The organism is Lentilactobacillus fungorum (assembly GCF_016860605.1).
Lineage (GTDB): Bacteria > Bacillota > Bacilli > Lactobacillales > Lactobacillaceae > Lentilactobacillus > Lentilactobacillus fungorum.
The window spans coordinates 1-24,814 of sequence record NZ_BNJR01000015.1; the positions used below are offsets into that span (position 1 = coordinate 1).

Annotated in this window: 28 protein-coding genes; 21 read left to right on the plus strand and 7 right to left on the minus strand. The window is 42.2% G+C overall.

Translation table 11 applies throughout. The features are described 5' to 3' along the window. Positions 1–247 precede the first annotated feature (247 nt). The 13 genes from YK48G_RS08390 to YK48G_RS08450 are packed head-to-tail and all read left to right on the plus strand — an operon-like array spanning position 248 to position 11,390. Positions 248–949 carry a cobalt-factor II C(20)-methyltransferase gene (locus YK48G_RS08390; protein WP_203630284.1) on the plus strand — a complete coding sequence of 234 codons (702 nt, stop codon included), beginning with the start codon at positions 248–250 and terminating at the stop codon, positions 947–949. Positions 950–964: 15 nt separating this feature from the next. Beyond that, positions 965–1,717 carry an energy-coupling factor ABC transporter permease gene (locus tag YK48G_RS08395; RefSeq protein WP_203630285.1) on the plus strand — a complete coding sequence of 251 codons (753 nt, stop codon included), beginning with the start codon at positions 965–967 and terminating at the stop codon, positions 1,715–1,717. Then, entirely contained in the window at positions 1,714–2,043 is a 330-nt protein-coding gene (locus YK48G_RS08400) for an energy-coupling factor ABC transporter substrate-binding protein (RefSeq protein ID WP_203630286.1), read from the plus strand. Before YK48G_RS08395 ends, YK48G_RS08400 begins: the two co-directional genes overlap by 4 nt. A gap of 21 nt (positions 2,044–2,064) precedes the next feature. Further along, positions 2,065–2,778 (plus strand): cobalt ECF transporter T component CbiQ, encoded by a 714-nt coding sequence (cbiQ, locus tag YK48G_RS08405; protein ID WP_232365331.1) that lies wholly within the window; start codon positions 2,065–2,067, stop codon positions 2,776–2,778. Beyond that, complete coding sequence (locus tag YK48G_RS08410) at positions 2,771–3,598, plus strand: energy-coupling factor ABC transporter ATP-binding protein (RefSeq protein WP_203630287.1); 828 nt, start codon at positions 2,771–2,773, stop codon at positions 3,596–3,598. Before cbiQ ends, YK48G_RS08410 begins: the two co-directional genes overlap by 8 nt. Further along, complete coding sequence (locus YK48G_RS08415; protein WP_203630288.1) at positions 3,595–5,106, plus strand: cobyric acid synthase; 1,512 nt, start codon at positions 3,595–3,597, stop codon at positions 5,104–5,106. Before YK48G_RS08410 ends, YK48G_RS08415 begins: the two co-directional genes overlap by 4 nt. 14 nt (positions 5,107–5,120) lie before the next feature. Then, positions 5,121–5,585: a precorrin-2 dehydrogenase/sirohydrochlorin ferrochelatase family protein gene (locus tag YK48G_RS08420; RefSeq protein ID WP_203630289.1), complete on the plus strand. Its 465-nt coding sequence runs from the start codon at positions 5,121–5,123 to the stop codon at positions 5,583–5,585. 2 nt (positions 5,586–5,587) lie between these two features. Beyond that, positions 5,588–6,850 (plus strand): glutamyl-tRNA reductase, encoded by a 1,263-nt coding sequence (gene hemA / locus YK48G_RS08425; protein WP_203630290.1) that lies wholly within the window; start codon positions 5,588–5,590, stop codon positions 6,848–6,850. Positions 6,851–6,862: 12 nt separating this feature from the next. Beyond that, complete coding sequence (gene hemC / locus YK48G_RS08430) at positions 6,863–7,774, plus strand: hydroxymethylbilane synthase (protein ID WP_203630291.1); 912 nt, start codon at positions 6,863–6,865, stop codon at positions 7,772–7,774. Between the two features lie 25 nt (positions 7,775–7,799). Then, on the plus strand, positions 7,800–8,783 hold the full coding sequence (gene hemB / locus YK48G_RS08435) for a porphobilinogen synthase (RefSeq protein WP_203630292.1): 984 nt from the start codon (positions 7,800–7,802) through the stop codon (positions 8,781–8,783). Between the two features lie 2 nt (positions 8,784–8,785). Continuing rightward, entirely contained in the window at positions 8,786–10,078 is a 1,293-nt protein-coding gene (hemL, locus tag YK48G_RS08440) for a glutamate-1-semialdehyde 2,1-aminomutase (RefSeq protein ID WP_203630293.1), read from the plus strand. A gap of 5 nt (positions 10,079–10,083) precedes the next feature. Then, a complete protein-coding gene (locus tag YK48G_RS08445; protein WP_203630294.1) occupies positions 10,084–10,677 on the plus strand; it encodes a bifunctional adenosylcobinamide kinase/adenosylcobinamide-phosphate guanylyltransferase in 594 nt (197 codons plus the stop codon). 20 nt (positions 10,678–10,697) lie between these two features. Next, positions 10,698–11,390, plus strand: a complete 693-nt coding sequence (locus YK48G_RS08450; RefSeq protein ID WP_203630295.1) for a uroporphyrinogen-III synthase — start codon at positions 10,698–10,700, stop codon at positions 11,388–11,390. A 128-nt stretch (positions 11,391–11,518) separates the two neighbouring features. On the opposite strand, the gene YK48G_RS08455 is transcribed toward YK48G_RS08450, so the two are convergent. Then, positions 11,519–12,607 (minus strand): helix-turn-helix domain-containing protein, encoded by a 1,089-nt coding sequence (locus YK48G_RS08455; protein WP_203630296.1) that lies wholly within the window; start codon positions 12,605–12,607, stop codon positions 11,519–11,521. 468 nt (positions 12,608–13,075) lie between these two features. On the opposite strand from YK48G_RS08455, the gene eutJ reads away from it, so the two are divergent. Further along, a complete protein-coding gene (gene eutJ, locus YK48G_RS08460; RefSeq protein WP_203630297.1) occupies positions 13,076–13,930 on the plus strand; it encodes an ethanolamine utilization protein EutJ in 855 nt (284 codons plus the stop codon). Between the two features lie 438 nt (positions 13,931–14,368). Here eutJ and YK48G_RS08465 read toward each other — a convergent pair whose 3' ends face one another. Further along, entirely contained in the window at positions 14,369–15,001 is a 633-nt protein-coding gene (locus YK48G_RS08465; protein WP_203630298.1) for a DUF3862 domain-containing protein, read from the minus strand. Positions 15,002–15,290: 289 nt separating this feature from the next. Here YK48G_RS08465 and YK48G_RS08470 point away from each other — a divergent pair, with 289 nt between their 5' ends. The 4 genes from YK48G_RS08470 (at position 15,291) to YK48G_RS08485 (ending at position 18,820) form a co-directional block, all read left to right on the plus strand. Then, positions 15,291–15,890, plus strand: coding sequence for an IS607 family transposase (locus tag YK48G_RS08470; RefSeq protein WP_203630299.1), 600 nt, complete (start codon positions 15,291–15,293; stop codon positions 15,888–15,890). Then, positions 15,865–17,046 (plus strand): RNA-guided endonuclease InsQ/TnpB family protein, encoded by a 1,182-nt coding sequence (locus YK48G_RS08475; RefSeq protein ID WP_203630300.1) that lies wholly within the window; start codon positions 15,865–15,867, stop codon positions 17,044–17,046. The genes YK48G_RS08470 and YK48G_RS08475 overlap by 26 nt, the downstream gene beginning before the upstream one ends. Positions 17,047–17,201: 155 nt before the next feature. Next, positions 17,202–17,843 carry a tyrosine-protein phosphatase gene (locus YK48G_RS08480; RefSeq protein ID WP_232365332.1) on the plus strand — a complete coding sequence of 214 codons (642 nt, stop codon included), beginning with the start codon at positions 17,202–17,204 and terminating at the stop codon, positions 17,841–17,843. A gap of 212 nt (positions 17,844–18,055) precedes the next feature. After that, positions 18,056–18,820, plus strand: a complete 765-nt coding sequence (locus YK48G_RS08485) for a DUF4931 domain-containing protein (protein ID WP_203630301.1) — start codon at positions 18,056–18,058, stop codon at positions 18,818–18,820. A gap of 59 nt (positions 18,821–18,879) precedes the next feature. Here YK48G_RS08485 and YK48G_RS13620 read toward each other — a convergent pair whose 3' ends face one another. The 3 genes from YK48G_RS13620 to YK48G_RS08495 all read right to left on the minus strand — a co-directional run bounded on the left by YK48G_RS13620 (position 18,880) and on the right by YK48G_RS08495 (position 20,944). Further along, complete coding sequence (locus YK48G_RS13620; RefSeq protein ID WP_284692030.1) at positions 18,880–19,008, minus strand: hypothetical protein; 129 nt, start codon at positions 19,006–19,008, stop codon at positions 18,880–18,882. Between the two features lie 64 nt (positions 19,009–19,072). Further along, positions 19,073–20,107: a baeRF6 domain-containing protein gene (locus tag YK48G_RS08490; protein WP_203630302.1), complete on the minus strand. Its 1,035-nt coding sequence runs from the start codon at positions 20,105–20,107 to the stop codon at positions 19,073–19,075. Positions 20,108–20,332: 225 nt separating this feature from the next. Next, entirely contained in the window at positions 20,333–20,944 is a 612-nt protein-coding gene (locus tag YK48G_RS08495) for a TetR/AcrR family transcriptional regulator (protein ID WP_203630303.1), read from the minus strand. A gap of 256 nt (positions 20,945–21,200) precedes the next feature. Between YK48G_RS08495 and YK48G_RS08500 the strand changes: the two genes are divergently transcribed. Then, positions 21,201–22,727, plus strand: coding sequence for a YhgE/Pip family protein (locus YK48G_RS08500; RefSeq protein WP_203630304.1), 1,527 nt, complete (start codon positions 21,201–21,203; stop codon positions 22,725–22,727). A gap of 129 nt (positions 22,728–22,856) precedes the next feature. On the opposite strand, the gene YK48G_RS08505 is transcribed toward YK48G_RS08500, so the two are convergent. After that, on the minus strand, positions 22,857–23,288 hold the full coding sequence (locus YK48G_RS08505; RefSeq protein ID WP_203630305.1) for a YjdF family protein: 432 nt from the start codon (positions 23,286–23,288) through the stop codon (positions 22,857–22,859). Between the two features lie 331 nt (positions 23,289–23,619). On the opposite strand from YK48G_RS08505, the gene YK48G_RS08510 reads away from it, so the two are divergent. Together YK48G_RS08510 and YK48G_RS08515 are read left to right on the plus strand one after the other, a co-directional pair. Continuing rightward, positions 23,620–23,892 (plus strand): AbrB/MazE/SpoVT family DNA-binding domain-containing protein, encoded by a 273-nt coding sequence (locus tag YK48G_RS08510; protein ID WP_203630306.1) that lies wholly within the window; start codon positions 23,620–23,622, stop codon positions 23,890–23,892. After that, complete coding sequence (locus YK48G_RS08515) at positions 23,886–24,224, plus strand: type II toxin-antitoxin system PemK/MazF family toxin (protein WP_203630307.1); 339 nt, start codon at positions 23,886–23,888, stop codon at positions 24,222–24,224. Before YK48G_RS08510 ends, YK48G_RS08515 begins: the two co-directional genes overlap by 7 nt. Before the next feature lie 265 nt (positions 24,225–24,489). On the opposite strand, the gene YK48G_RS08520 is transcribed toward YK48G_RS08515, so the two are convergent. Further along, positions 24,490–24,714: a hypothetical protein gene (locus YK48G_RS08520; protein ID WP_203630308.1), complete on the minus strand. Its 225-nt coding sequence runs from the start codon at positions 24,712–24,714 to the stop codon at positions 24,490–24,492. Positions 24,715–24,814: the final 100 nt, after the last annotated feature.

Genomic DNA, 24,814 nt, shown 5'->3' on the forward strand with positions numbered 1-24,814 from the left:
CGCAAAGCAGAAAGCTGCACCTAAGCTCCTTTGTCCAAAAATCCAAGCCCGGGATTTCCGGCCAAAGAAACTTAGGCTCCAGCTTCTAACCGCTTTGCTCCGCTCACTATTTTAGGACAGCTGCGCCAGGCAGAAACCTCCATATAAGCACCTTCAACAAAAATCCCAAGCCCGGGGATTTCTGTTGAAGGAGACTTATATTCCGGTTTCTAAGCGCCTGGCTCCGCTCACTTTTTAGGAGGATCTTATGGGAACTTTTTATGGGATTGGTGTTGGGCCCGGCGACAGTGAATTGATTACTGTCAAAGCCGTTAACATCATCAAGAAATTAACAATTTTGTATGCGCCGCAAGCACGAAAAAATGGCCTAAGTTTTGCCGAAAAAATTGCGACACCCTACTTTACAGATTCATTGACAATTAAGCGCCGACATTTTCCAATGACCCATGATTTAGCTGAAAAGCAACAGAGTTGGAACGAAATTGCGGCAGAAATTATAAAAGATGTTAAAGCGGGCAACGAGGTTGGGTTTATCACCCTTGGCGACCCATCCGTTTATAGTACCTATAGTTACTTGGCTGATATTGTCAGAGACGATGTGCCAATCAAGACAATTGCGGGAATTTCTTCGTATAGCCAGATTGCTGCGGAGGTGTCGATTCCACTGACAATCGACAATGAATCATTGGAAGTGATTCCAGCAACCGCATCAATCGACCAGATCAGTCAAGCGCTTGATGTGAATGATAATGTGATTTTGATGAAGGTTTCAGCCAAGTTTGAAGCCATTTATCAATTATTAAGCGATAGAGAACTATTGGGGAATGCGTTGCTTGTATCCGATGCCTCCCTTGAAAGCGAGAGCGCCCGGAAACTTTCAGAAATGGCTATTTCAGAAAAGGTTCCGTATTTTTCAACTGTGCTGATTAAAAAACAGCTCAGATTTTAAAAGGAGGGAACGGCTATGGAGGATGCTACTAAGAAAAAGTTGACTATCACATCGATTGCGTTGAGCAGCTTTTCGTTCATTGCTTATTTATTATATCCAACCAATGCGAATGCCATGCATATCATGGAAGGCATGCTGCCACCAAAATGGTGCATCTTTTGGTTTGCAGTATCCGCACCGTTCTTTGTTTACGGACTTTACCGCATGAACAAAATCGTGAAGTCTTCTACGCAGAATGCCAAAGTGATGTTAGCGCTTTGTGGCGCCTTTGTTTTTGTTTTATCGTCATTGAAGATGCCCTCGGTCACCGGTTCATGTTCTCATCCAACTGGTGTTGGCCTTGGGACCGTGATGTTTGGACCCGGCGTGATGTCCGTTTTGGGCGTGATTGTGTTATTATTTCAAGCACTATTGTTAGCCCATGGTGGCTTGACAACGTTGGGCGCTAATAATTTTTCAATGACGGTAGTGGGGCCCTTCGTGGGGTTTGCCGTTTATAAGATTTGTCGTGCCTTCAAGGTAAATCGTTCCGTATCATTATTTCTCTGTGCCATGCTGGCCGACTGGTCAACCTACGTCACGACCTCATTTCAATTAGCGGTTGTCTTCCCGGATCCAAGTGGTGGCGTTTGGGGAGCCGTTATTAAGTTCCTTGGAATTTATGCCGTCACCCAAATTCCGTTAGCCATTGCCGAAGGATTCTTGACGGTGATCGTTTACAACTTGGTTATCAGCAACAACCTTTGGAAGGAGACTAGTTTGGGATGAAATCGCGATCAAAGACTAAGCAGAATTTGATTTTACTAGGAGCCGTTTTGATCTTGACGATTGTGCCATTCTTCATGGTGAAAGGCGGCAGCTTTACTGGTAGTGACGATCAAGGAACAGCACAAATTAAGAAATTTGATCCAAGCTACAAAGTCTGGGCGCACCCACTATGGACCCCGCCGTCAGGTGAAATTGAAAGTCTATTATTCACTGTCCAAGGGAGCTTGGGAACGGGCATTATTGCCTATATCATCGGCAATGCCCGAGGTAAGAAAAAAGCGTTAAAACAGATGCAGAATCAAAGTGAGAAAACAAGTAGTCGTTAATGATGCCAATCATTTAGAGGAATGGTGATTAAGATGCTGGTGATTGATAAATATGCTTATACCAACCGAATCGTAAATTGGTCACCCAAAGTAAAAGGGCTGGTTTGGCTATTATGTATGGTAATCGCCTTTCAGCCGGTTGTTTGGCTAAAAGCGATCCTCATTGTGGCAATGGCCGGCGATACAATTTTTGTGACGAAGGTTTCAATTCAGCGCTATATTAAGTGGTTCTACGTGATATTGCCGTTCCTGTTGTTAAGTATCATTGGGATTGTTTTTACAATGGCGACTTCAAAAGGCCAGTTGTATTTTCCAATCCGCCTGTTTGGTAATTATTTTGGCATTTCACGAATAATGCTGCCAAAGGGATTGTTGCTAGCGGTTCAAGTTTTAGCTGCTGTGGTAAGTACTTACTGGTTTGCGTTGACAACCCCGTTTCGCCAGATATTAGATTTGTTGGTTTCATTACATCTATCTAATCTCATTATTGAAGAAACGATGTTGATGTATCGATTTATCTTTATTTTCATCGATACGTTTGAAGAGATTCATCGAGCACAAAAATTACGCTTTGGGTATCGAAACATCCGAACCACGATTCATTCATTATCCATCTTGGTCAAAATGCTTTTTGAACAAATCATGATTAACTATGAAGCAATGACCCATGCTTTGGACGCAAAACTTTATGACGGTGAATTTAAGGTAGAAAAGAGCAGGTCTGCAAATGATTGAATTAAAAGATGTGAGTTTTGCTTACGAAAAAAATAAGCCAACCCTCAAGCATATTTCCCTGAAACTTGGTGGAGACCATGAAAATATTGTTGGGATCATTGGTCCAAATGGTTCAGGGAAATCGACATTATTTTTGAATTTAGTCGGGATGTTAAAACCTTCTGAGGGCGAAATTATTGTTGATGGAATGCCAATCAGTTATCACAAACGAGCTCTAAACAATCTGCGTAAAAAAGTTGGCATTGTTTTCCAAAATTCTGACCGGCAAATTTTTTATTCGATCGTCCAAGATGACATTGCCTTTGCGCTTCATAACCTAAAGTTACCCCAAGAAGAGATTGACGAGCGGGTTGATCGGGTCTTAAAGGAATTAGATATCGAGGCGCTGCGTGATAAACCCATCCAGTATCTAAGCGGCGGTCAAAAAAAGCGGGTGGCAATCGCCGGCATTCTGGTTTTGAGATCAGAATGGCTGTTGCTTGATGAACCCACCGCTGGATTGGATCCAGATGGTAAGCGGCGAATGCTGATGTTGATGAAGCGGTTGGCTGCCAATGGTCAAAAGATTATCGTTTCGAGTCATGATATGGACTTTATGTATGAAATCTGTGACCATTTCTTTATCCTAAACGATGGTCAAATTGTGAAGTCTGGTCGGAAACAGGATGTTTTCTTAGATGAGCAGCTTTTACGTGACTGTAAATTAGCGCAACCTTGGTTGGTTAAACTCCATCAAAAGCTTAAGTTACCTTTGTATGCTAACCAACAGGCGTTATTTGAAGCCCAAGAATCTGAATTGAAAGGTGGCGAATCAAAATGAGTGCTCAGCGATTGATGTTTGTGGGAACGACGTCTGATTCCGGGAAGAGTTGGGCGACGACCGCACTATGCCGAATTCTCAAACAAAGGGGGCAAAAAGTGGTCCCGTTTAAATCTCAAAATATGGCTTTAAATTCTTTTATTACGGCTGATGGTAAAGAAATGGGCCGCGCACAAGTCTTTCAGGCCGAAGCGGCGGGCGTTAAACCAGATGTTCGAATGAACCCAATTTTGTTGAAACCATCAACGGATGCCGATGCTCAAATTGTTTTTATGGGTAAAGTAACCAGGAATATGGGAGCGGCGGAATACCAAAATTATAAGCCGAAGCTGCGAGCTAAGGTGGCTGAAATCTTTAATGCACTGGCTCAAGAAAATGACGCTGTCATTCTTGAGGGCGCTGGCAGTCCAACCGAAATTAACCTCAGCGATAACGATATTGTCAACATGGGGATGGCCAAAATGGCAAACGCGCCGGTAGTCCTAGTTGCGGATATTGATCGTGGCGGGGTCTACGCGACAATTTATGGCACGATTAAGTTACTGCCTCAAGAAGATCAACAGCGCATCAAGGGCATTATCATCAACAAATTTCGGGGGGATGAATCGCTGTTAAAATCAGGTAATCAAATGATTGAAAATTTAACCGGCGTTCCGGTAATTGGCGTTTTGCCGATGACAGACATTGATTTGGATGATGAGGATAGCGTCTCGCTTCAAAGTAAGCGAACAACCCGGGATGTAACGAAAGAACTTGACGTCGCCGTAATCGCACTCTCAAAGATTTCTAATTTTACCGATTTTCACAGTTTAGAAATTCAACCAGATGTTTCAGTTCGCTATGTTCGCCACGCGGATCAAGTTGGGACACCAGATATTTTGATTATCCCGGGGAGTAAGAATACCAATCAAGATATGGCGTTTCTTCGTGAAAAGCATTTGGATTTGGCCATCAAAGAAGCATATAAAAACGGCAGCCAAATCGTTGGCATTTGCGGTGGTTATCAATTACTCGGCAATGAATTAAAAGACCCTGAGTCAGTTGAATCTGATCTAAAAACCCAAATCGGCCTTGGCTTATTAGACACCAACACGATCTTTAATGAGGTAAAGACTACCACACAAGCCGAGGCTAAGCATGGGGATCGGCGCTTAACTGGTTATGAGATTCACATGGGGACAACGACATTGGGGCCTAAGATGCGACCATTTGCGAAGATTATTTCAAATAATGGCCAGCCGGCGAATCGCGATGATGGGGCGGTTAACGAAGATGGCAGCGTCTTTGGAACGTATTTACACGGGCTGTTCGACAATATTGATTGGACCCGCCAATTTTTGAATTCAATCCGAGAAAAAAAGGGCCTAAAGCCGCTTGGCAAAGCCGCTGAACGTCAATTTAACCAGTATAAAGAGAATCAATATGATCGATTGGCCGAGGTGTTTAGAAAGCATGTGGATATGAAAAAAATCGATCAAATCTTACTTGATTCTGAAAAATCTGAATAAGGAAGGTCAATCAAATGCAAAAGCCTTATCCGATTTTGTTAGATTTATCGGCTAAAAAAGTCGGTGTCGTAGGTGGCGGCAAGGTGGCCGCCCGAAAGATTAAGGGTTTGTTAGCTGCTGGTGCTGACGTTACGGTTGTCAGTCCGTTCCTGAATGATCAAATTGATGCCGACGCTGTCCACTGGATTCAAGCTCGTTACGCCAAGAAATACATTCGCCAAATGAATTTGGTCTTTGCTTGTACGGATGATTTGGCTGTTAATCAGCAGGTAAAAGCGGAAGCGGCTCAATTTCAGTTAGTCAATAACACGAGTAATAAACACGATTCTGATTTTTATAATGTTGCCAAAATTGATACGGAACACTTCATGATCACAATTTCGACAAACGGCGTGTCACCGAGTGCCGCTAAAGAATTAAAGGCCGAAATGGTGACGTGGCTTACCGGTCAGTATCCAGATGAAAGAAGGTCGCATTAAAATTGTTCATTATTTACGTTGGCATTGACGTTAATTCGGTCCCAATTGATGTCAGGGAAAAGTTTGTCTTTTCAAAAGAAGAACTTGCTGAAGCCAATTCAAAGCTTAACCAAGAAAAAAGCGTGTTGGAAAACGTTATCTTATCAACCTGTAACCGGACCGAAATTTATGCAGTGGTGGATCAGGTCCATACTGGTCGTTACTACTTAAAACGTTTTTTGTCACGGTGGTTTAATTTACCGTTGGAACAAATTGATGGCTGGGTTAATATTGGTGTTAAGGAGAATGCCGTTAAACATCTCTTTGAGGTAGCCGTGGGTTTAGATTCTTTAATTATGGGCGAACCACAAATTTTGGGCCAGGTTAAACAAGCGTTCTTTAATGCAGAAGAAACTGGCACGACCGGGGTTATCTTCAAACATTTATTTCAGCAGGTCATTTCGTTTTCAAAACGGATGCATACCAAGTATCCAACGAGTGAATTATCACTAACATCCCATCAAGCCGGTTTACACCAAATTAAGACCCATTTGGGGACTGTTAAAGGAAAAACGTTAGCAGTTGTTGGCCTGGGAGATGTTGGGATTCACTTACTTAAGAACGCCAGTACCATGGGGTTTCAGCACATTTACACGTTGAATCGAACCGACAGTAAAGCAATTGCTGTCGCGGATCATCTTGGCAACAACGTATCGGCAGTCAGGTATCGAGAATTACCAGACATGGTTAACCGGGTGGATGCCATGGCAACCGCGACTGCTAGTAAAGCACCGATTTTAAAGTTTGATTCAAAGATTGATGCGCCGATTAAAATTTTGGTTGACTTGGGGGTTCCTCGAAACGTTCAAGTTGAAGCAAAAGAAGTCGGCTTTGATTATTTTGATATCGATGATTTGCATGAAATTTTAGATGACAACAATGAATTGCGGGATCAAATGCTGGCAAAAACGGCCCGGGAGATTCCCCAAGAAGTAGCTGATTTTTATGTTTGGCAAAAGGAACTTCATGTTGTCCCCGTTATCCGTGATCTGCGAAAGTCCGCATTGGCAATTGAAAGCAACGTTTATGAAAGCTTGATGAACAAATTGCCTGATTTGGATGAACATGAGCAAAAAGTCATTCGAAAACATCTCAAGAGCGTGATTAACCAGATGATTAAAGGCCCCATTAAGCAAGTGAAGGAGCTATCCGTCAAGGATGATGCCAGCGTTGACTTGGCATTCTTCTGCGACATATTTGGTTTACCTAAGGAAGATATTAAATAAGGACGGGTGCGTATGAAACAGGTAAAAGTTGTTGGTACTAGGGGCAGCAAATTAGCAGTTTGTCAAACCAAGATTGTTGTGCACTCACTAGAAGAAAAATTCCCTGATACCAAATTTGAAATAAAGACAATCACGACTCAAGGGGATCGTAACTTAAAGGACAGCTTGCAAAAAATTGGTGGCAAAGGGGTCTTTGTTAAGGAAATTGAGCAGGAACTTTATGATCACACGATTGATGTTGCCGTTCACAGCTTAAAAGACGTCACCCCAAAATTGTCAGATGGGTTAGTGATTGGCGCGGTTCTCAAACGGGCATCGCCATACGATTGTCTGATTACCCCGCAGCCAATTAGTAATTTTGATGAGGTTCCCAAAGGTGCTCGAATTGGGACAAATAGTTCTCGGCGGCAGGGTCAGTTATTACACTTACGACCAGATCTAACGATTGTCCCAATTCGTGGCAATATTGAAACCCGACTCAAAAAGATTACTACTGAGAATTTGTTTGGCGTTGTTTTGGCCACTTCCGGCCTCAAGCGACTTGGAGTTGATCTTTCGGGTTATACCCAGCTGCCACTAAACGATGTGATTGTCCCAGCCGCCGGGCAAGGGGCCATTGCGGTTGAATGCCGGGAAGCCGACGTTGAGACTCGCCGATTACTCAACGCGGTCAACGATGTGGAAACTCAAAATTGTGTGACCATCGAACGGCACTTTTTGGGCGAACTTGGCGGCAGCTGCAATTTTCCAATTGGTAGTTTTGCGGTTAAAACGGGTTCTGACTACACCTTTAGTGGCTTGGTCGCATCAATTGACGGCCAACATTTATTTAAGAAACAAGCGCACCAGTCATCGATCGACGGTTTTGGTGAACGAATTGCCGATGAATTGATTGATGAAGGTGCTTTGAAACTCATTCAATAATTTAATTTGAAAGGAAGCAATTATTTTGGTTACTTTTGATCGTCATCGTCGTTTACGAACCAGTCCGGAAATGAGGGCGCTTGTCCGCGAGACACATTTAATGAAGGATGATTTAATTATGCCGGTATTTGTGGATGCCAATATCAGCGACCGAAAAGAAATTCCATCGATGCCAGGGGTCTATCAATACAGCTTAGCTTCAATTTTAGATGAAATTAAGGATATTGTGACGAAAGGAATTAAGGCCATCATTTTGTTTGGCCTGCCTGACCATAAAGATGAAGTTGGCACAAGTGCTTTTGAAGATAATGGGATTGTACAAGAAGCTATTCGAAAAATTAAGCAGACTTATCCAGATTTGATTGTCATTGCCGATACCTGTTTGTGTGAATATACTTCAACTGGGCACTGTGGCGTGGTAAAAGATGGTGTGGTGCTAAACGACGAGTCGTTGAAGTACATAGTTAAAACGGCGGTTAGTCAAGCAAAGGCCGGTGCCGACATCATTGCGCCGTCAAACGCAATGGACGGCTACGTGGCTGCCATTCGCGCGGGGCTTGATGATAACGGCTTTAAAAACTTGCCAATCATGTCGTATTCAATTAAATACGCCTCCAGTTTCTATGGCCCGTTTCGGGATGCGGCTAATAGTGCGCCTGAGTTTGGTGACCGCAAAGGGTATCAAATGGATCCGGCCAACCGCTTGGATGCTTTGCGAGAAGCTGCCAGTGACGTTAAGGAAGGCGCAGATTTTTTAATGGTTAAACCCTCGATGGCCTTTTTAGACGTCATGCGAGAAGTTCGCGATCGATTCGACCTGCCACTTGTTGCCTACAACGTTTCTGGTGAGTATGCCATGATTAAGGCAGCCGCCCAAAATGGGTGGATTAACGAAGACCAGATCGTGCGTGAAACCTTGGTCGGCATGAAACGAGCTGGTGCGGATTTAATCATTACGTATTTCGCCAAAGAAGTTGCCGATCGGATGAATAATGGGGAGGACTTTTAAACGTGAGATCAATTGAAAAATCACAACAAGCTTTCAAAGACGCCAGTAACTATTTTCCGGGCGGCGTTGATAGCCCAGTTAGAGCTTTTAAAAACGTGGGCGGAAATCCTTTGTTCATCAAAAAAGGTGCCGGCTCGCACATTTACGATATTGATGGTCATGATTACATTGATTACGTTCTTTCGTGGGGACCGCTGATTTTGGGGCACGCTGATGCTAAAGTGGTAACGGCACTTAAAGCGGCGGTTTCAAATGGCACCAGTTATGGGGCGCCGACTTTATTGGAAACGACATTGGCTAAAAAAATTCAGTCAATTGTGCCTACTATGGAAATGATGCGGATGGTTTCTTCCGGGACTGAAGCGACCATGAGTGCTATTCGGGTTGCCCGTGGCGTGACTAAACGGGATAAAATTGTTAAGTTCATTGGTAATTATCATGGCCATAGTGACTCGCTATTAGTAGATGCTGGCTCTGGAGTTGCCACCTTTGACATTAATACCTCACCCGGCGTTCCCAAAGCGCTGGCTTATGACACGCTGACATCACCGTACAATGACGTGGCAACGATTAAGCAGATTTTTGAAAAGCACGGTGATGAAATTGCTTGTGTCATCGTAGAACCAGTGGCTGGTAACATGGGGGTTATCCCAGGAACTCAAGATTTTCTACAAACGTTACGCGAGCTTACACAACAGCATGGGTCAATTCTAATCTTTGATGAGGTCATGTCAGGCTTTCGGGCGGCTTATCGTGGCGCTCAAAGTCTATATGGCATTCAGCCAGACATGACAACGTTAGGTAAAGTCGTGGGTGGTGGCCTGCCAGTCGGCGTCTTTGGTGGTCGGCGTGACATCATGAAACAAGTTGCCCCACAAGGCCCAATTTATCATGCGGGCACACTGTCTGGGAATCCATTGGCAATGACTGGTGGAATTAGTACCCTTGAGCAATTAACGCCGGCGCTATACGACCAAATGACTGAAAAGGTTAATCGGCTTGCAAAAGGCATTAAGGACGCCGCGGCTTCTCATCATATTCCAATTGTGGTTCATCACGTGGGCACCATGTGGAGCTATTTCTTTAACCAAGGGCCGGTAAACAATTTTGACGACGTTCAAAGAAGCGATATGGCCTTTTTTGCCAAGTTCTTTAACGCATTGCTGGCGCAGGGAATCTACACCGCGCCTTCAGAGTATGAAACCAACTTTATGTCAAGCAAACATACAGATGATGAAATTGATCAAACGATTGCCGGGTTTAACCAGGCCTTCGATGACGTTTTGAAAGGTTAATTTAAATGGCAAAGCTAACTTTGATTACTGGTGGTGCCAAAAGTGGTAAATCTGAAGTTGCTGAAGATCTATATGGCAAGGAACATGGGGTTTGCTACATTGCGACCAGTGTCGTTCGAAAAAATCAAGATTCGGAAATGACGTTAAAAATTAAAAAGCATCGTCAACGTCGCCCAGCCGATTGGACAACCGAAGAGCGTTACAAGGATGTGAGCATTTTTGTGCTGATGACAAATTATCACAAGTATTTGCTGGATGATGCAACGATGATGGCAACCAACTTATTTTTTGACTTGGTCGCAAAAATGTTTAATGATTTTCCCGGTAACGTCGATGAAGACATTGAAAAAATGGATCAGGACCAAATTGAATCCATCCAATCAACGATTCTTCAGGAGTTCGCTAAAATAGCGGATTCTCTAAAGCGGACCGATCAAGAAATGATGATTGTGACCAATGAGGTGGGGTTGGGGTTAGTACCGGCCTCCAAAGAATCACGAATTTTGCGGGATACTTATGGCTTGGTCAATCAGCTGTTAGCAAGGCAAGCCGATGAGGTTTATTTTGTCGTTTCAGGATTGGCTCAAAAAATCAAGTAAGCGTTGAGAGAAGGGAAACGATGGCTTTTTTAATCACATATCCTAAGCAAGACGTGAGTGAAGCCTTGCGTCAACAGCTAGCAGCAACGGCGCCGACCCTTTATTTGCCGCTCAGAAAATTTCAGCCGTTAAGTTTGTCCGATGCAGCGATTGCCAAAATTCGAGCTAGTCATTTTCTTATTTTGACCAGCCCAGTTACCGTTAATTTATATTTAGAAAAGTTACGGTCATTGAACCCTACCGCTGTCTTGTTGGTATTAAGTCAAAAAATGGCCGTAAAATTAAAAGCAGCAGGCGTTGACGCCGTTTGGCAGGCAACGGCTGAAAACGCCCGTTCCTTGGCAGACCTGGTAACGCCAACAATCGAACGTGAAGCCTGTCTACTACGAGGTGATCGAAGTGTCATCCAGACATTTTTGCCGTCAACGGTTAAACAAGTCATGGTTTATCAAAATGTATGGGATCAACAAGCTCAACAAGCCGCAATGGCGCAACTAGCTGGTAAACAATTTACGAAAGTACTGGTAACCAGTCCCTCCAGTTTTCAACGGCTGGCTCGATTGATGGCTGACCTACCGGCGGCCTTTACTAAGGTAACGTATTACACCCTTGGCCAAACGACTGCCAAAGCAATCCCGTCAAGAAACGTTGTGGTTGCCAAAGGCCCCGGTGTTTTACAAAACGCGATTATGCAGATGTGTGAAGACAAATAAATCAAAGTGGGCACTGAATTAATTGGTTGCTCTGTTCGACTTAATGTCAACATTAAAAGACCTCATCTTGGCTGGATCATCCAGCTAAAATGGGGCCTTTTAACGTTATCGTAAGTTGTTATCGGCAATTATTTAATGTAAGCCGCTGCATAAGTCCATTGAATAACTGATTTTTTGTTAACCGTGATTTCTGCGGCAGGGGCCATTGGCTGGCCGCAATCGATGGTATAAATCCAGCCACGTTCATCACCGGAATCAGTGTAGTCGCCGATTCGGCTAATATAGGGATAACCGTTGACAGAATGGAAGTAGTAGGGAATATGATGCCGGTTAAAGAATCGTTTGGAAACATCATAGACGCTGTCACTACTACTCCAAGAAAGGTCCCGAGGAATCGTATAAATTTTGTCGACTGAGGCGTTTCGCTTTCGGTAGACAAGGGGGGTCATCCCGGCATAAGATTTAAATATTTTGGTGAAGTAACTTGTTTGAGAATATCCTAATTGACTGGCAATTGCACTTACCTTTGAATTGGTTGTTATTAATTTTTCACATGCAAACGCGATTTTTAGACTGTTGACGTAATTGATAAAATTAACGCCTAACTTTTGTTTAAATGCTTTGCTTAGATATGATGGTGATAAGAAAACGGCTTTAGCAACCGATTCAAGCGACAGGGGCTGGTTAATATTGGATTTAATAAATGTTAGGGCCCGTTGGATGTTAACTTGTGAATCGTTATTAAGATGCGTCATTGAATTGATTGCCAAAGTCGTTGAGCGCGAATCATTTAGCCCGCTGATATCGATTAATTTGCGTAAAACGGTCACGTTGGCCAGGTCATCGATTTTAAGTGAGTTAAGAACGGCCACTTCGCCTGGGTTGGTGGGCTTAAAAGCATTATTAAAAATATTTCCCAAAAAGGTTCGGGCAAGCTTGATTCTTTCAGGCGTAATCCCTGAGCCCTCACAGATAATGAAACCGGCTAGATCATTTTTTAAAATAACTGGGAAAATAAAAAAGGAATTGGTATTGGCTGTTGGTAAGTTTTGAATAATCTCTGTTGGGGACGTAAAAACGTGGCCATCGATTAGTAACCGATTATTGAGATCAAAATAATAGCCGTTGATCTGGCTCACTTTTGAAAACTGATTCATTTCATGAGCAATCGTTTGATAAAGCGCTGATTTGGTTTTATTGGGAGTAATTGTTGACACCCTCTTTCGAGTTAAAGTATATAACAATATCTTGTGATTAACTGAATAATGCTAAAAATAATGATCAAATTTTAGATTTTGGGCAACCAAAGAAGCATTCTGACATTATTTATTTGCTGAATTAGTTAATTTTTGATATTTAGTATTATTTTGTTGGTGATTACTGAATAGTGATAAATCAATTGCTAATTGTTGGGGTAACGACAAAAAGTCGCAGTTCCCACCTGAGGCTACTTATTTCTAATACCCAGCTTAAAGAGCTTAACTTAACAAGTAATATGCTGGTTTCTAGGCGCTTGTTTCGCTCATTCTATGAAAACTAAGCTTTATATTATCGTGTTACAATTGCAAAAGTTGCAAGCGTTTCCACCTAAATGCTGTTATAATTGAAACAGTTATTTGAAGCCAACATTGTGAAGCTTTTATAGATTAATGCTGGACTATTAATTGAAAAGGATGAGGGATGAGATGAATATGGCTACCAAACAGTCAGTTGATTTAAAGGCAGCTGACAAACGATTAAAGCAGTTCGCTAAAGTCGTCAATAGTGATCACGCAACTCGAAAAGTCAAAAGCAGTGAAACTTTGAGCTGCGGGGTTGACTTGGGAACTTCTTCGATTGTCCTGACCGTGTTAGATCAAAATGATCAAATTATTTATGGTGCGTTTGAATACGCTAAGGCCGTTCGGGATGGAATTGTTGTGAACTATGTAGATTCTGTTAATATTTTGAAGCGCTTAAAACATCAGGCTGAAACGGTGTTGGGCGTTGAGTTGACAACGGCTTGCGGTGCCATTCCTCCTGGCACTGGTGATAGTAGTGCCAAGATTGTCGCCAACGTCATTGAAGCAGCTGAACTTACTTGCAAACATGTGGTGGACGAACCGACCGCGGCCGCTAAATTTTTAAACCTCAAGACCGGCACCGTGGTAGATATCGGTGGCGGGACAACGGGAATTAGTGTCTTTAATCACGGCCGATTAACGCAGGTGCTGGATGAAGCAACTGGCGGCTTTCATATGACGTTGGTATTAGCCGGCAATCATCAAATTAATTCTGATGATGCTGAATTATTGAAGCGGGATCCGGATAAGGAGCCAGAGGTCTTCCCGGTTATTCGGCCAGTTGTCGAAAAAATGGCAACAATTGTCAAGGATTCAGTTGGCAATTCGATTAAACAGCCAGTTGTCGTTGTTGGCGGAGCGATTAATTTTAAAGATTTCATTCCAGCTTTTAGCAAAGTGCTTGGTATGCCAGCATACAAAACGGTTTTCCCCCAATTCATTACCCCATTAGGGATTGCAATGTATGATCATGATTAACCGGTAGTAGTGAGGGAATTGAGATAAAGCGCGTTTTGATCCCAGCGTTTAACAGAAGCTTCCAAAAATAGAGTGAGCGGAGCCAGGCGCTTAGAAATCGGAGTATAAGTCTCCTCTAACAGAAATCCCCGGGCTTGGGATTTTTGTTAGAGGTGCTTATACGGAGATTTCTGCCTGGCGCAGCTGTCCTATCATTCTTGATTCTGGAATGGTTGGTGGTTTTTAGTAAATTCTGGGATCAGCTGTTTGCTAAATCAGCTAAACGTTTCACGGCCATCGTAACAGCTTTGATCTAAATATGGGTGGTGACCTAAGTTGCAATACATGGATGGCAATCAAGGTTTGGTCTATCTTTGTTTCTTAGAGGGCACAATAATCGCTCAATAAAAATGAAACAAAAAGCGGCTATCAATGAATAGATGACTTCCCTTTCATATCTTAGTAATAGATTGACGTGTGATATTTTTGATTTAACTTATCGTCTGTAAATGATAGATTAATCGCTGAACCGTCTTGACTAATCACATAGGTGAGATACTTGCCAGACATGGGGCCTTGGCCGGTATCCGATTCGCTATTGGGGTTACCCAATTGATTGACAACGGCTTGGTAAGTCGCCCCTAAGCCAAGTTGGTTAATTTTTGATTTTGAAACCACGTGATGATTGCCCGTGGAAGAGCCAGTATATGATTTACCAATCGCCTTACCATTTAGAAATTGAACGGCAACCTGACTGGCTTTGAAAGAAGCCGAGCGGTTTTTCCAACTATATTGGCTTACCGGGCGGCTAATGCCATTGATTGAAACCGTACTGATTTCCGCAGGCGAACCAAACCATTTGACAACGGTAGATTTCGTCGAGCCCCCGTAGCCATTGTTGATATCGCCGATTGTGATCAAATCATATTCTGAACGAGAAATGTCAGCTGAGCGTTTGTTAATTGCCATTTTTTCAGAGGTAGACTGCTGAGAATGGGCGTCATGATGGTTAGACTTGACCGCTTGTGGGCGACAGGCGCTAAGCAATAACACACTCATGATGAGTTCACCTATTAACCATTTTTTTGCCATTATTTGCCCCCAGACCATCCGCGATGTTTGTACTAGTTTTACCTAATGATGATTAACGATATTATATACGAATGATTATTATAATAAAAGCCTTGGCTGACTGATTAGGGGTTAAAGGCTAATCCGATAATGCCAACTATGATCTTGGCAACGTTGCTAATCAGATGCGGCCAAGCACTGAGTAGCGTAAACTAATGGCATAGATCATAGACAAGGAGTGTGAAAACTATTATTAACAATATGCTTTAAAGTGTTCCAATATGAGATAATGTATACGAGGTGAGTATACATGAAACCAAAAGAACTGGGTGAACGTTTAGGGGTATCGGTTAAAACCTTGCAAAAATGGGATCGTCAGGGAAAACTCCCCGCTAAGCGCACCGTCACGAATCGGCGGTACTACACTGAAGCTGATTATTTAAAAGCAATTGAAAAACCCACCGCCAACCGCCAAAATGTTATTTATGCCCGAGTATCAACTGCCATCCAACAGGATGCTTTACGGGATCAAGTCAAATTCCTGCAACAATATGTTAATGCAAAAGGCATCATCGTTGATCAAGTCGTCACCGATATTGGTAGCGACTTGAATTACAAACGCAAAAAGTGGAACCGATTGCTTGATGAGGTCATGCAATCGAAAATTAATCAGATCTATATCGCCTACCCAGACCGATTTATCAGGTTTGGCTTTGATTGGTTCCGGCAAATTTGTGCGAAATTCGGCACGGAAATCGTGGTGGTTAACAATGAGCAACTCTCCCCCGAAGCGGAAGTCGTTCAGGATTTAATTTTAATTATTCACGTGTTTTCCAGCCGAGTAGGTGGGCTGAGAAAGTACGAAAAGAAAGTGAGTGACGATCATGGCCTTAATCACTTACAAAGTTGAAATTAAGCCAACCAAGGAACAGGCATATTTAATCGATCGCCACATCGGCGTTAGTCGTTGGGCATATAACCTTTTTCTGGAAATGAATCAGCAACGCTACCAAGACGGCTATTGGTATATGGGCGCTTACGAGTTTTCAAAGTGGTTTAACAATGAATATTTACCCGCCAATCCCGATGACTTGTGGATCAAAGATTTCTACGCGAAATCAACAAAACAGGCGTTTATCGACGCTGATACGGCGATGAAACGGTTTTTTAAGCACCAAAGTGGCTACCCCAAATGGCGTTCCTATAAACGACATCAAGGATCGTATTACTTTGTTAAAAATAGTTCCAAGCAAACGATCGTTTCTGAACGTCACCGCATTAAACTCCCCAAGCTCGGTTGGGTGCGGTTCAAAGAATATGGTTATTTACCTACGAGCTCAGAGCATCATGTGATTAAATCCGGCCGGATTAAAGAACAAGCGGGACGTTATTATCTCACGTGTTTGGTTGAACAACCGAAACAACCCCCTGAGCTCTTGTTAGGTGATCCAATTGGGATTGATCTCGGGGTCAAGGAATTTGCCATTATCGACGATGGCACTATTTATCACAATCGGAACAAGGATCGTCAAGTTAAACGAATTCGAAAACGATTAAGACGTACTCAACGAAAATTATCCCGTCAGTATGTTGCATATAAAGCTCGTAAAACGAAAGAAGGAAGAACTGCTACTGATCTTGACCTAGCCAAAACAGAGCGGAAAGTGCAACGTCTGTATCAACGATTACACAACATTCAAGCCGATTATCAAAATAAAATTGTCGCTAACTTGGTGAGAACCAAACCGAATTGGGTGTCGATTGAGGATTTGAATGTTAAAGGTATGACTAAGAATCGCCATTTAGCTAAAGCTGTTAACCAACAGGGGTTCTACACATTCAGAACCAAATTGGTTAATAAGTGCCAACAATTAGGAATCCCCGTTCACCTGGTCAATCGCTTTGAACCCACGTCCAAAATTTGTCATCAATGTGGCTTTAAAAAAGTCGGTTTGTCATTGAGTGAACGCCTTTATAAATGCCCGAATTGTGGCAATGTGATTGATCGCGACATTAATGCCGCGTTGAATATTAGAGATACTGACAACTTTGTATTAGCTTACTAACCAAGCAACAAAGGATGTACCGGTGGCTAGCCGGGAATTGACGCTTGTGGACTATTATATCAACCATAGTAGGGAGCTTCTGTCGAGGTGGGATAGGATGAAGCAAGAAAAATCTGGGTATACATTCAGGTATATTTTCAGTAGCAGCAAGCCAAATGAATGATAAAGGGATCGTAAACTTTCGGGATATCGGGGATGTCCCAGTTGCCAGTGGTCGACTTAAGCCCGGTTATTTTTATCGAAGCGGCGAATTGAGCAACTTAAATCCTCAGCAAATTTCGTTCTTAAAAAACGATTGTCATTTGGGATCGATATTTGATTTTAGAAGTGCTAACGAAGTTGAAAAGGCGCCAGACACCGTTGTGCCAGGGACTCAATACTTTAAGGATGATATTCTAGCAGACCAAACAACTAATGGGGCCAGCTTGGCGGGAATGTTTGCTAATGGTGGTCATATTCGGGATGCGATGCTGAAGACTTATGAAGAGATTGTGTTAAGCAATTCAGCTCAGACGGGATACCGCACCTTTTTTAACGAGATTATTCAAGCCAAACAACCCACGTTATTCCATTGCTTTGCGGGCAAGGATCGAACTGGGTTTGCGGCAGCAATCATTCTCAAAATGTCCGGGGCGAGTGATGCGACGATTATGCAGGATTATTTGTTAACCAATAAGCTTCGTAAAGCGGCCAATGCAAAGCTGTTAGCCACGTTCAAGCCGCAAGTCAATGACAAGCAGCTGCACAATTTAAGTGTGGCGTTGGTTGTCGATAAAGCGTATTTGCTACACGCGTAAAAAACGATTCAAGAAACCTTTGGCAGCTTTGAGGGCTATTTAAAAAACGGCTTGGGGTTAGAATCAGGCTATGTTGAAGAATTTCGACATGTCTTTGTAAACTGAACTATGGAAAATAATTGCACAGAGTTATCTGGATAATCTAGATATGACTAAATTCGTGCTGGTTTAACGGGTAACTCCAAAATTGATTCAGGAAAAAGGTGACTTAAATGGCCAATCAACCACTTGTTTTTGATTTTAATACGGCCCAAGGAAAGCCAGAAAATATTAAACATCCGGATGATTATTGCCCGTTTTGTGATGTTGATCATCTCACGAATGTTTTGGCGCAAGAAGATGATCGAATCTGGTTGGTCAACAAGTTTCGGACGCTAGAAGACACTATGCAGACAGTCTTGATTGAATCTAGTGATCATAACGGCGGGCCATCAACTTATTCGGTCGCAGAAAATCGAAAGGTATTTGAATTTGCGTTTCGCTGTTGGCATCAAATGATTGCTTCAAATCAATATGCAAGCGTGGTGATGTACAAGAACTTTGGCCCGCTATCGGGCGGCAGCTTGCGGCACCCCCATTTTCAAATTGTTGGCCTTAACCACTATGATGTTTACCAAAACGTTGGTGTTCGCAACTTTACTGGGGTCACTGTTTCAACCAATGATGACCGGCAGATCACGTTATCAACTGATCCGATCATTGGATTTGTCGAAATTAACGTTGCCATTACCAACGAAAAGAAAATTGATGAGTTAGCAGACGCGGTTCAAGCAATTTTAAAATATTTATTGAAGGATTATATGCATGGCAGCATGACCTCCTATAATTTGTTTTTCTACAAAATTTACAGCCGCTTTTACTGTAAAATTGTTCCTCGATACGCAACCTCGCCTTATTACGTTGGCTACAAAATTGCTCAAGTACAAAACATGCCCCGACTAGAAGAAATTGCTGATGAAATTCGTCAACGGTTATAGTTTAACGGTCAAAAACAATCGAAAATAGGGATGAGCAGTGTTTCTTTGGACCCTACAATTTAAGCAAATAGCGCAACCATCACCAGTCTTGGAATGGTTGCGCTATTTGAATTGGAATTAATTGTTTGCGGATAGGTTAAGTGCTCATCGTAGTTATTGTTAACACTTTGGCCAACTGTTAGCATCATCTATAAGCTGTCTTGACAAACAAGCAACTTATTTGTTCCAGCCCTGTGATTCTAAAACCACTTTTTATACCGCGCTTACCAGTGGGATTGATGGGTCATCATTGACAACGGTGACGTTGGTATCCTGCGCTAGCGCTTGTTTAATCATCCGATTGACTTCGGTATAGATCGTGGGGTCGTTTTGGTTGATTTCATCGCGAGAAGCAACGAATAGGTGGCGAATATCTTTAGAATTTAAGAGATTTTGAATGTTGGTGAAATCAGTGAATAATTTATCTCGGAATGTCTTATTAATCGCATCAGTCGTGTTAGCTCGATTATGTTTATCGACTTCAGCGTTCACCAATTTAGCAATTTCAGTGGCTGATAAATTTTGAACGGATTGATCAATTTCTACTGGCGCAATTTTTAGACTATTATTGAGTCGTTTAAATAAATTAATGTTTTGAGATAGGCCCATTAAAATGAATTGGTGGCCAGTTAAATCAGTATCTTTGTTGATGACGTCGATAATGTAGCGGTAATAACGTTCCTGATCAATTTTCTTTTCTTGGCTGGTCTCATTATGACCGTGGTATTGAGTAGTGCCACCCTTACCGCTAAAGTTTAATTCCCCTCCACGAATTTCCGTTCCAAGGGCATCTTGGACGGTTGCCGGGTAGTCCTTGATGGTCAAAGGGGTTACCTGCCGATTTTTAAGCTCATATAGTCGACTATTGTCACGATTGATTTCAATTAAGTCATAATCTGGATTGGGAGCTTCACTGAGTAATAACAGCCAGTCAATTGCGTCCTCAATGCGATAGTCAGGCTCATCAACGCTTGTGCGAATTAAGTGATAGACGTTTGCGCCAGTCTTATCGGTAATGACAGAAATCCCTTCGTATGGAAGCTGTTGGCGAGTTAAATCATCAACGTCGGTGATAAACGATTTAATCCCATTGCCAGCTTTCTTTTCAATTTCTCGAAGCATGCTTCTAACCCGAACCCGCTCACTTTGATCGAAAGCCAACTTTCGGAGATTCAAGTTCAAAGTAATCACCGGTGCCTGTAGATTGGGTAATTTTGCTAAATCGGAAACACTTATAATAGTTGCCATAAATCGGACACTCCTTTATCTAGAATTGTTATAGATTGTGAAAACTATAACTACTATTTTAAGTGTATCAGATTCAGTGCGGGAAGTCGTGTTTATAGCTTGTGAAAATACTTACATCAATAGAGATGCACCTGCTGGCCAGCATAAAATGAAGCGGCCAATTTATCTATTAAAAAAGCGAATCGGTTTCTGCTTCGAATTTCTGGCTAAGCGATCCGACTTTCCTTAAAAAGGGTTTCTTTTTTTGATGATAATTTGGACGAGCTGGGCGGGAGTTAGCGAACGGCTTTGCTGAAAAATTTGGTAGGCATGGTTAGGGTCCAAGGGAGACTTCTGGTTAAGCCAAAATGTCACTAGGTCAAGGATTCCTTGGGAGACAATTTCTTTGGCAAACGGAACTGGAAAATCTATCGTGGTTTCGCTAGTTGTTGCTTGGGATTGGACGAGTACAGATTCAATGAGGTGTTTCACTTTTATGACTAATTGAGTCGTATGGCCGTTTAGGAGAAGCGAAGCTAACTTTCGTTGGCGATATAAATATTTGAATAGTTGAAAGAAGGCATTGTGCTCCTTATCGGTTTCATCGACAGCTGAATTCAGTTGGGGCTTTTGATAGCGTTTAAAAATTTCGTTGATGTTCTCGACAATTTCGTCCTCGTAGTGAGTGAGTAAGTCGTATTTATCAACATAGTGTAAATAAAACGTACCGCGACTGATTTTGGCTGCTTGACAAAGGGACTGGATGGTTAGTTTATCAAACCCAATTGTCTGGGTGAGTTGAATAAACGCTTTTTGAATCTTAATTTCGGTCGCGAGCATTTTAGTGTTTGCTTCCACAAGCTTCATCTCCAATTAACAATCTGTTTATTTCACCTCAATTAAACGCCTTTTTTTAGTTGGTTGCAATTAACAAAATCGGGTGAGTTGTTCACTAGGTTAAGCCGCGAATGGACTTAATTTATTAAACGGATAAGTCAACGACGACGATGCTTTCAACTGAACAGTTTTTGGCTAATTGCATATTGTCATTGACACATGAGTCGCCTACTATTTCAAATGAACATTGTGTTAATTTGAAAGGCGGTAATGAACGATGATAGCAAGTGAATGGCAATATTTAAGTGAACGCAAAATGAGGCTGATTGTTTTAGTAGCAATCGCATTGATCCCGGCGATTTATTGTTTTATCTACTTATCGTCAATGTGGAATACATATGGGCGAATGGATAGGCTACCAGTTGCCATCGTGAATCATGATCGATCACGATCTTATCAGGGCGAACAGTTACACATTGGTAAAGACTTAACTCACCAACTTATCAAATCAAAGTCGTTGGATTTTCACCAGACTTCTTCCAAAACAGCGTTCAGTCAATTACGTCAGGGGAAGTATTATATGGTTCTGACAATTCCCAAGGACTTTTCCGGCAAAGCAACCACTCTTCTAGGCAAACGGCCGCAGCAAATGAAGCTGCGGGTTACTTTCAATTCTGGGCAAAACTTTATTGCTTCTAAAATGACAACCGGGGCGGCAGCTGCCATTAAATCAAAAGTTGCTGCGCAGATAACCACCCTTTACACGCAAATAATTTTAACAGCGTTGGCAAACACGCACACTGGCATGAAGGCTGCTGCGTCCGGAAGCAAAGCGATAGGTCAGGGAACTCAAAAGTTAGTGGCTGGGCAAAGTGCGCTGGTAGCGGGCACCCAAAAAATTCATTTTGGGATTGGCCAATCGATGGCCGAAAATCAGCGATTGAAAGACAACTTGTCTAGGGAACAAGCAGGGATTGGGCAGCTTGTTAAGGGAACAACCGCTGTTAAAACTGGCCTTGATCGGCTATCCGCGCGTAATCAACTTTTGGCCAGCAAGCTGAGTCAAAGTGTCAATCGGCTAGCTCGAATTCATACGAAAAGCGCCAACGCCAGCGTTTTAGCCAATCCAGTGCGTGAAGTCACCACAGATATTGCGAAAGTTCCGAATAATGGCACGGGAATGGCACCGTTTGCTATTGCAATCGGGTTATACGTTGGGGCAATTGCGTTGGGCACGATGTACGATGGCTTTTTGCCCCGGCGACGGCCAAAACGCGCTATTAGTTGGTGGGCCAGCAAATCATCAGTCATTGGGGCCGTTAGTTTACTACAAACGATGCTATTAGTTTATTCGTTGACTGATGGTAACCATTTAAAAATTGAACGGCCAATCATGTTTTTCACTACATTGCTCTTAGGCTCAGGGTTATTTTTATCACTTATCTTTTGCCTTAGACTATTACTAGGTGGCTTTGGCACTTGGTTGGTTTCAATTATCTTGGTTTTACAATTAGCCGCGTCTGGGGGCTTATACCCAACTTATTTAACTAATTCATTTGCAAGTTCGTTAAATAAATGGTTGCCAATGACTTATTTGATCAATGCATTGCGGAGCCTAATTTCGACTCATCAAGAGATAACCGGTGATCTGGTCGTCATTTTAGCCTTAATTGTGGGCTTGAACGTTTTGATGATCTTGCGGTTTCAGATTGGCTTGCATCAAAGCGTGATTGGGATTGGAACTGATTTGCAGTCAGTGGCAAGCCCAAAAGATAATCGTCCCTTGGCGTCGGAAAGACGTTAGGGTTTAATTATTATTAATGAAAGAAGATCCAGTCATGACAACCTTCCACTGAGGCTAACACCGCCGTGTTAACCTCGCTGAAGTTGCCAGTGACCGGATCTTCTTGATATCTATCTAAATAACCAATTTTTAATGACCTTTATGTTTCTCAATTCGCTTAATTTGCTTTGCTAAATAACGCTGTTGATTAACTACTGTTCGTTCTTGTGTATGGTGATGCTTTCGGGACCGCTTTGATTGTTCAAACTGAGCCTTTAGCGCAGATTGGGCTTTCGTGCCAATTCCTTGATGCAAGACCGCTTTGCGAGCTAATCGTTGGCGGCGCTTGGGGTTAATGTGTCGACTAACAGCCAGTTGGGATCCCAAATCACTAGTTGCTGCGTAAAAGTGGATAGTTGGCCGCTTTTCATTAATGAGTTTTAAAATAAGCGGCGTTTTGGATTGAGTCGTGCCCAAAACAACTTGAGCGACTTCATAATGGGCATTGAATTCCCGTTCAAAAATAGCCTTATAAAAGGGTGGGTCAAAGATAATTGATAATTGACTTATAATTTGGTTCATTTGATAGATCCTCCTAAAGTTAATACGAAAAGCTGGACGACCTAGGAGGAAGGATACTGATCGTATGATGAAAGCCATACGATATTCGAACTACCAACCAAATCTGTGTTTTTGCTTTTCAAAGTTTAATGTAGCAGATAATTGCAATATCAAGCAACCAACTATTTTAAGCGCCACATTCAGATACTAAAAATCTCACATTATATAATTTAAAGCAGTGAACTATCAAATATAAAATTTTTAAATTTGAATTTTAAAAATCACTTTCGTTGACTCGGGTAGATACATTGTATATATTTTACTCATAAAGAATAAAGGAAGTGTTCTACTTATGGCTCAAGCTTTGAATGAAGATGGCAAAACGAAATTATCCAAGTGGGGCAATTCACATGCCACCAGAATACCTCAAAACCTCATTGAACAATTGGGCTGGAAAGATAACGAGAATTTGTCCATTAATATCGAAAATAATTCATTGGTTCTAAAACCGGTATCTAACCGACCTGCTAATATCCATGAATTATTTGCTAGCTGGAAAGATGATGGCAAACGTGACATCGAAATGGACTGGGGAGAAAATAAAGGTAATGAGTTGAAATGGTGAGACAGGGCGACATTTTTATGGTTAACTTTAATCCCAGCAAAGGACATGAACAAATGTCACAACGTCCCGCAATTGCATTAAGTAATGATTTAGTTGCTGAAACCAGCAATATGACAATTGTTGCGCCAATTAGTAGTACGTCAAGGCATTATCCAGCGTATCATCGGCTACAATCTACAACGAAGATCCATGGGCAAGTTCTCTTAGACCAAACAATTGCATTAGATTTACCTGCCCGTGGCGTTAACGATGATAGCATTGTTGAACACCTTTCTAGACAAGAACTTAGAGATATTATTTATCAGTACACGTTATTATTTGATATTGATTAATAAAATCACGATTTTATGCAAAACAAAAATGAATTAGTATACTAACACCGTACAAACGGTTCCCAACGCTCAAAGTGTCAAAGATTTGGGGATAACTTTCATATTTCATTTGGTGAGTTTGAAAGGCTGGTTTGCTATCGTAACAACACAAAGAGATTAATCGGTGCGGACACCAGTTTCACATATCGCAAAAACGCTTCAAAAAGGTGATTGATACCTTCAAAATAATGGGGGCATCAATCACCTTTTAGAACTGAGTTTCAACTTAATTATTTTGATGATCCGCCAGCAATAATTTCAGCACCTCATAAACGAGTGAGTTTGCGTATTCCATTGAGGCTTTATCACCATTGCGAACTAGCTGGGCAAGCTGATCGGTTGAATCACTGCCAGTTGCATCGTAACGACCGCTTTTGACCCGTTCGTTGTGACGTAAGGTTGCTTCCTTGATTGCTGATCGGATAAGTGCCTGTAACTTTTCATCGTCCATATAAATGGCCACCTTTCCACTGACAGTATACCAGATTGGTTGGGCCTGAAGGGTAAATGATTGCCTGAATCCGCCGACGGCATTAGAATGTCTTTGTTTA

What these genes read in the sequence shown, in the direction of transcription:
- YK48G_RS08390 (WP_203630284.1), top strand. Translation starts at nt 248, where the DNA reads ATGGGAACTTTTTATGGGATTGGTGTTGGGCCCGGCGACAGTGAATTG.
- YK48G_RS08395 (WP_203630285.1), top strand. Translation starts at nt 965, where the DNA reads ATGGAGGATGCTACTAAGAAAAAGTTGACTATCACATCGATTGCGTTG.
- YK48G_RS08400 (WP_203630286.1), top strand. Translation starts at nt 1,714, where the DNA reads ATGAAATCGCGATCAAAGACTAAGCAGAATTTGATTTTACTAGGAGCC.
- cbiQ (WP_232365331.1), top strand. Translation starts at nt 2,065, where the DNA reads ATGGTGATTAAGATGCTGGTGATTGATAAATATGCTTATACCAACCGA.
- YK48G_RS08410 (WP_203630287.1), top strand. Translation starts at nt 2,771, where the DNA reads ATGATTGAATTAAAAGATGTGAGTTTTGCTTACGAAAAAAATAAGCCA.
- YK48G_RS08415 (WP_203630288.1), top strand. Translation starts at nt 3,595, where the DNA reads ATGAGTGCTCAGCGATTGATGTTTGTGGGAACGACGTCTGATTCCGGG.
- YK48G_RS08420 (WP_203630289.1), top strand. Translation starts at nt 5,121, where the DNA reads ATGCAAAAGCCTTATCCGATTTTGTTAGATTTATCGGCTAAAAAAGTC.
- hemC (WP_203630291.1), top strand. Translation starts at nt 6,863, where the DNA reads ATGAAACAGGTAAAAGTTGTTGGTACTAGGGGCAGCAAATTAGCAGTT.
- YK48G_RS08445 (WP_203630294.1), top strand. Translation starts at nt 10,084, where the DNA reads ATGGCAAAGCTAACTTTGATTACTGGTGGTGCCAAAAGTGGTAAATCT.
- YK48G_RS08450 (WP_203630295.1), top strand. Translation starts at nt 10,698, where the DNA reads ATGGCTTTTTTAATCACATATCCTAAGCAAGACGTGAGTGAAGCCTTG.
- eutJ (WP_203630297.1), top strand. Translation starts at nt 13,076, where the DNA reads ATGAATATGGCTACCAAACAGTCAGTTGATTTAAAGGCAGCTGACAAA.
- YK48G_RS08465 (WP_203630298.1), bottom strand. Translation starts at nt 15,001, where the DNA reads ATGGCAAAAAAATGGTTAATAGGTGAACTCATCATGAGTGTGTTATTG.
- YK48G_RS08470 (WP_203630299.1), top strand. Translation starts at nt 15,291, where the DNA reads ATGAAACCAAAAGAACTGGGTGAACGTTTAGGGGTATCGGTTAAAACC.
- YK48G_RS08475 (WP_203630300.1), top strand. Translation starts at nt 15,865, where the DNA reads ATGGCCTTAATCACTTACAAAGTTGAAATTAAGCCAACCAAGGAACAG.
- YK48G_RS08480 (WP_232365332.1), top strand. Translation starts at nt 17,202, where the DNA reads ATGAATGATAAAGGGATCGTAAACTTTCGGGATATCGGGGATGTCCCA.
- YK48G_RS08485 (WP_203630301.1), top strand. Translation starts at nt 18,056, where the DNA reads ATGGCCAATCAACCACTTGTTTTTGATTTTAATACGGCCCAAGGAAAG.
- YK48G_RS13620 (WP_284692030.1), bottom strand. Translation starts at nt 19,008, where the DNA reads ATGATGCTAACAGTTGGCCAAAGTGTTAACAATAACTACGATGAGCAC.
- YK48G_RS08490 (WP_203630302.1), bottom strand. Translation starts at nt 20,107, where the DNA reads ATGGCAACTATTATAAGTGTTTCCGATTTAGCAAAATTACCCAATCTA.
- YK48G_RS08500 (WP_203630304.1), top strand. Translation starts at nt 21,201, where the DNA reads ATGATAGCAAGTGAATGGCAATATTTAAGTGAACGCAAAATGAGGCTG.
- YK48G_RS08505 (WP_203630305.1), bottom strand. Translation starts at nt 23,288, where the DNA reads ATGAACCAAATTATAAGTCAATTATCAATTATCTTTGACCCACCCTTT.
- YK48G_RS08510 (WP_203630306.1), top strand. Translation starts at nt 23,620, where the DNA reads ATGGCTCAAGCTTTGAATGAAGATGGCAAAACGAAATTATCCAAGTGG.
- YK48G_RS08515 (WP_203630307.1), top strand. Translation starts at nt 23,886, where the DNA reads ATGGTGAGACAGGGCGACATTTTTATGGTTAACTTTAATCCCAGCAAA.
- YK48G_RS08520 (WP_203630308.1), bottom strand. Translation starts at nt 24,714, where the DNA reads ATGGACGATGAAAAGTTACAGGCACTTATCCGATCAGCAATCAAGGAA.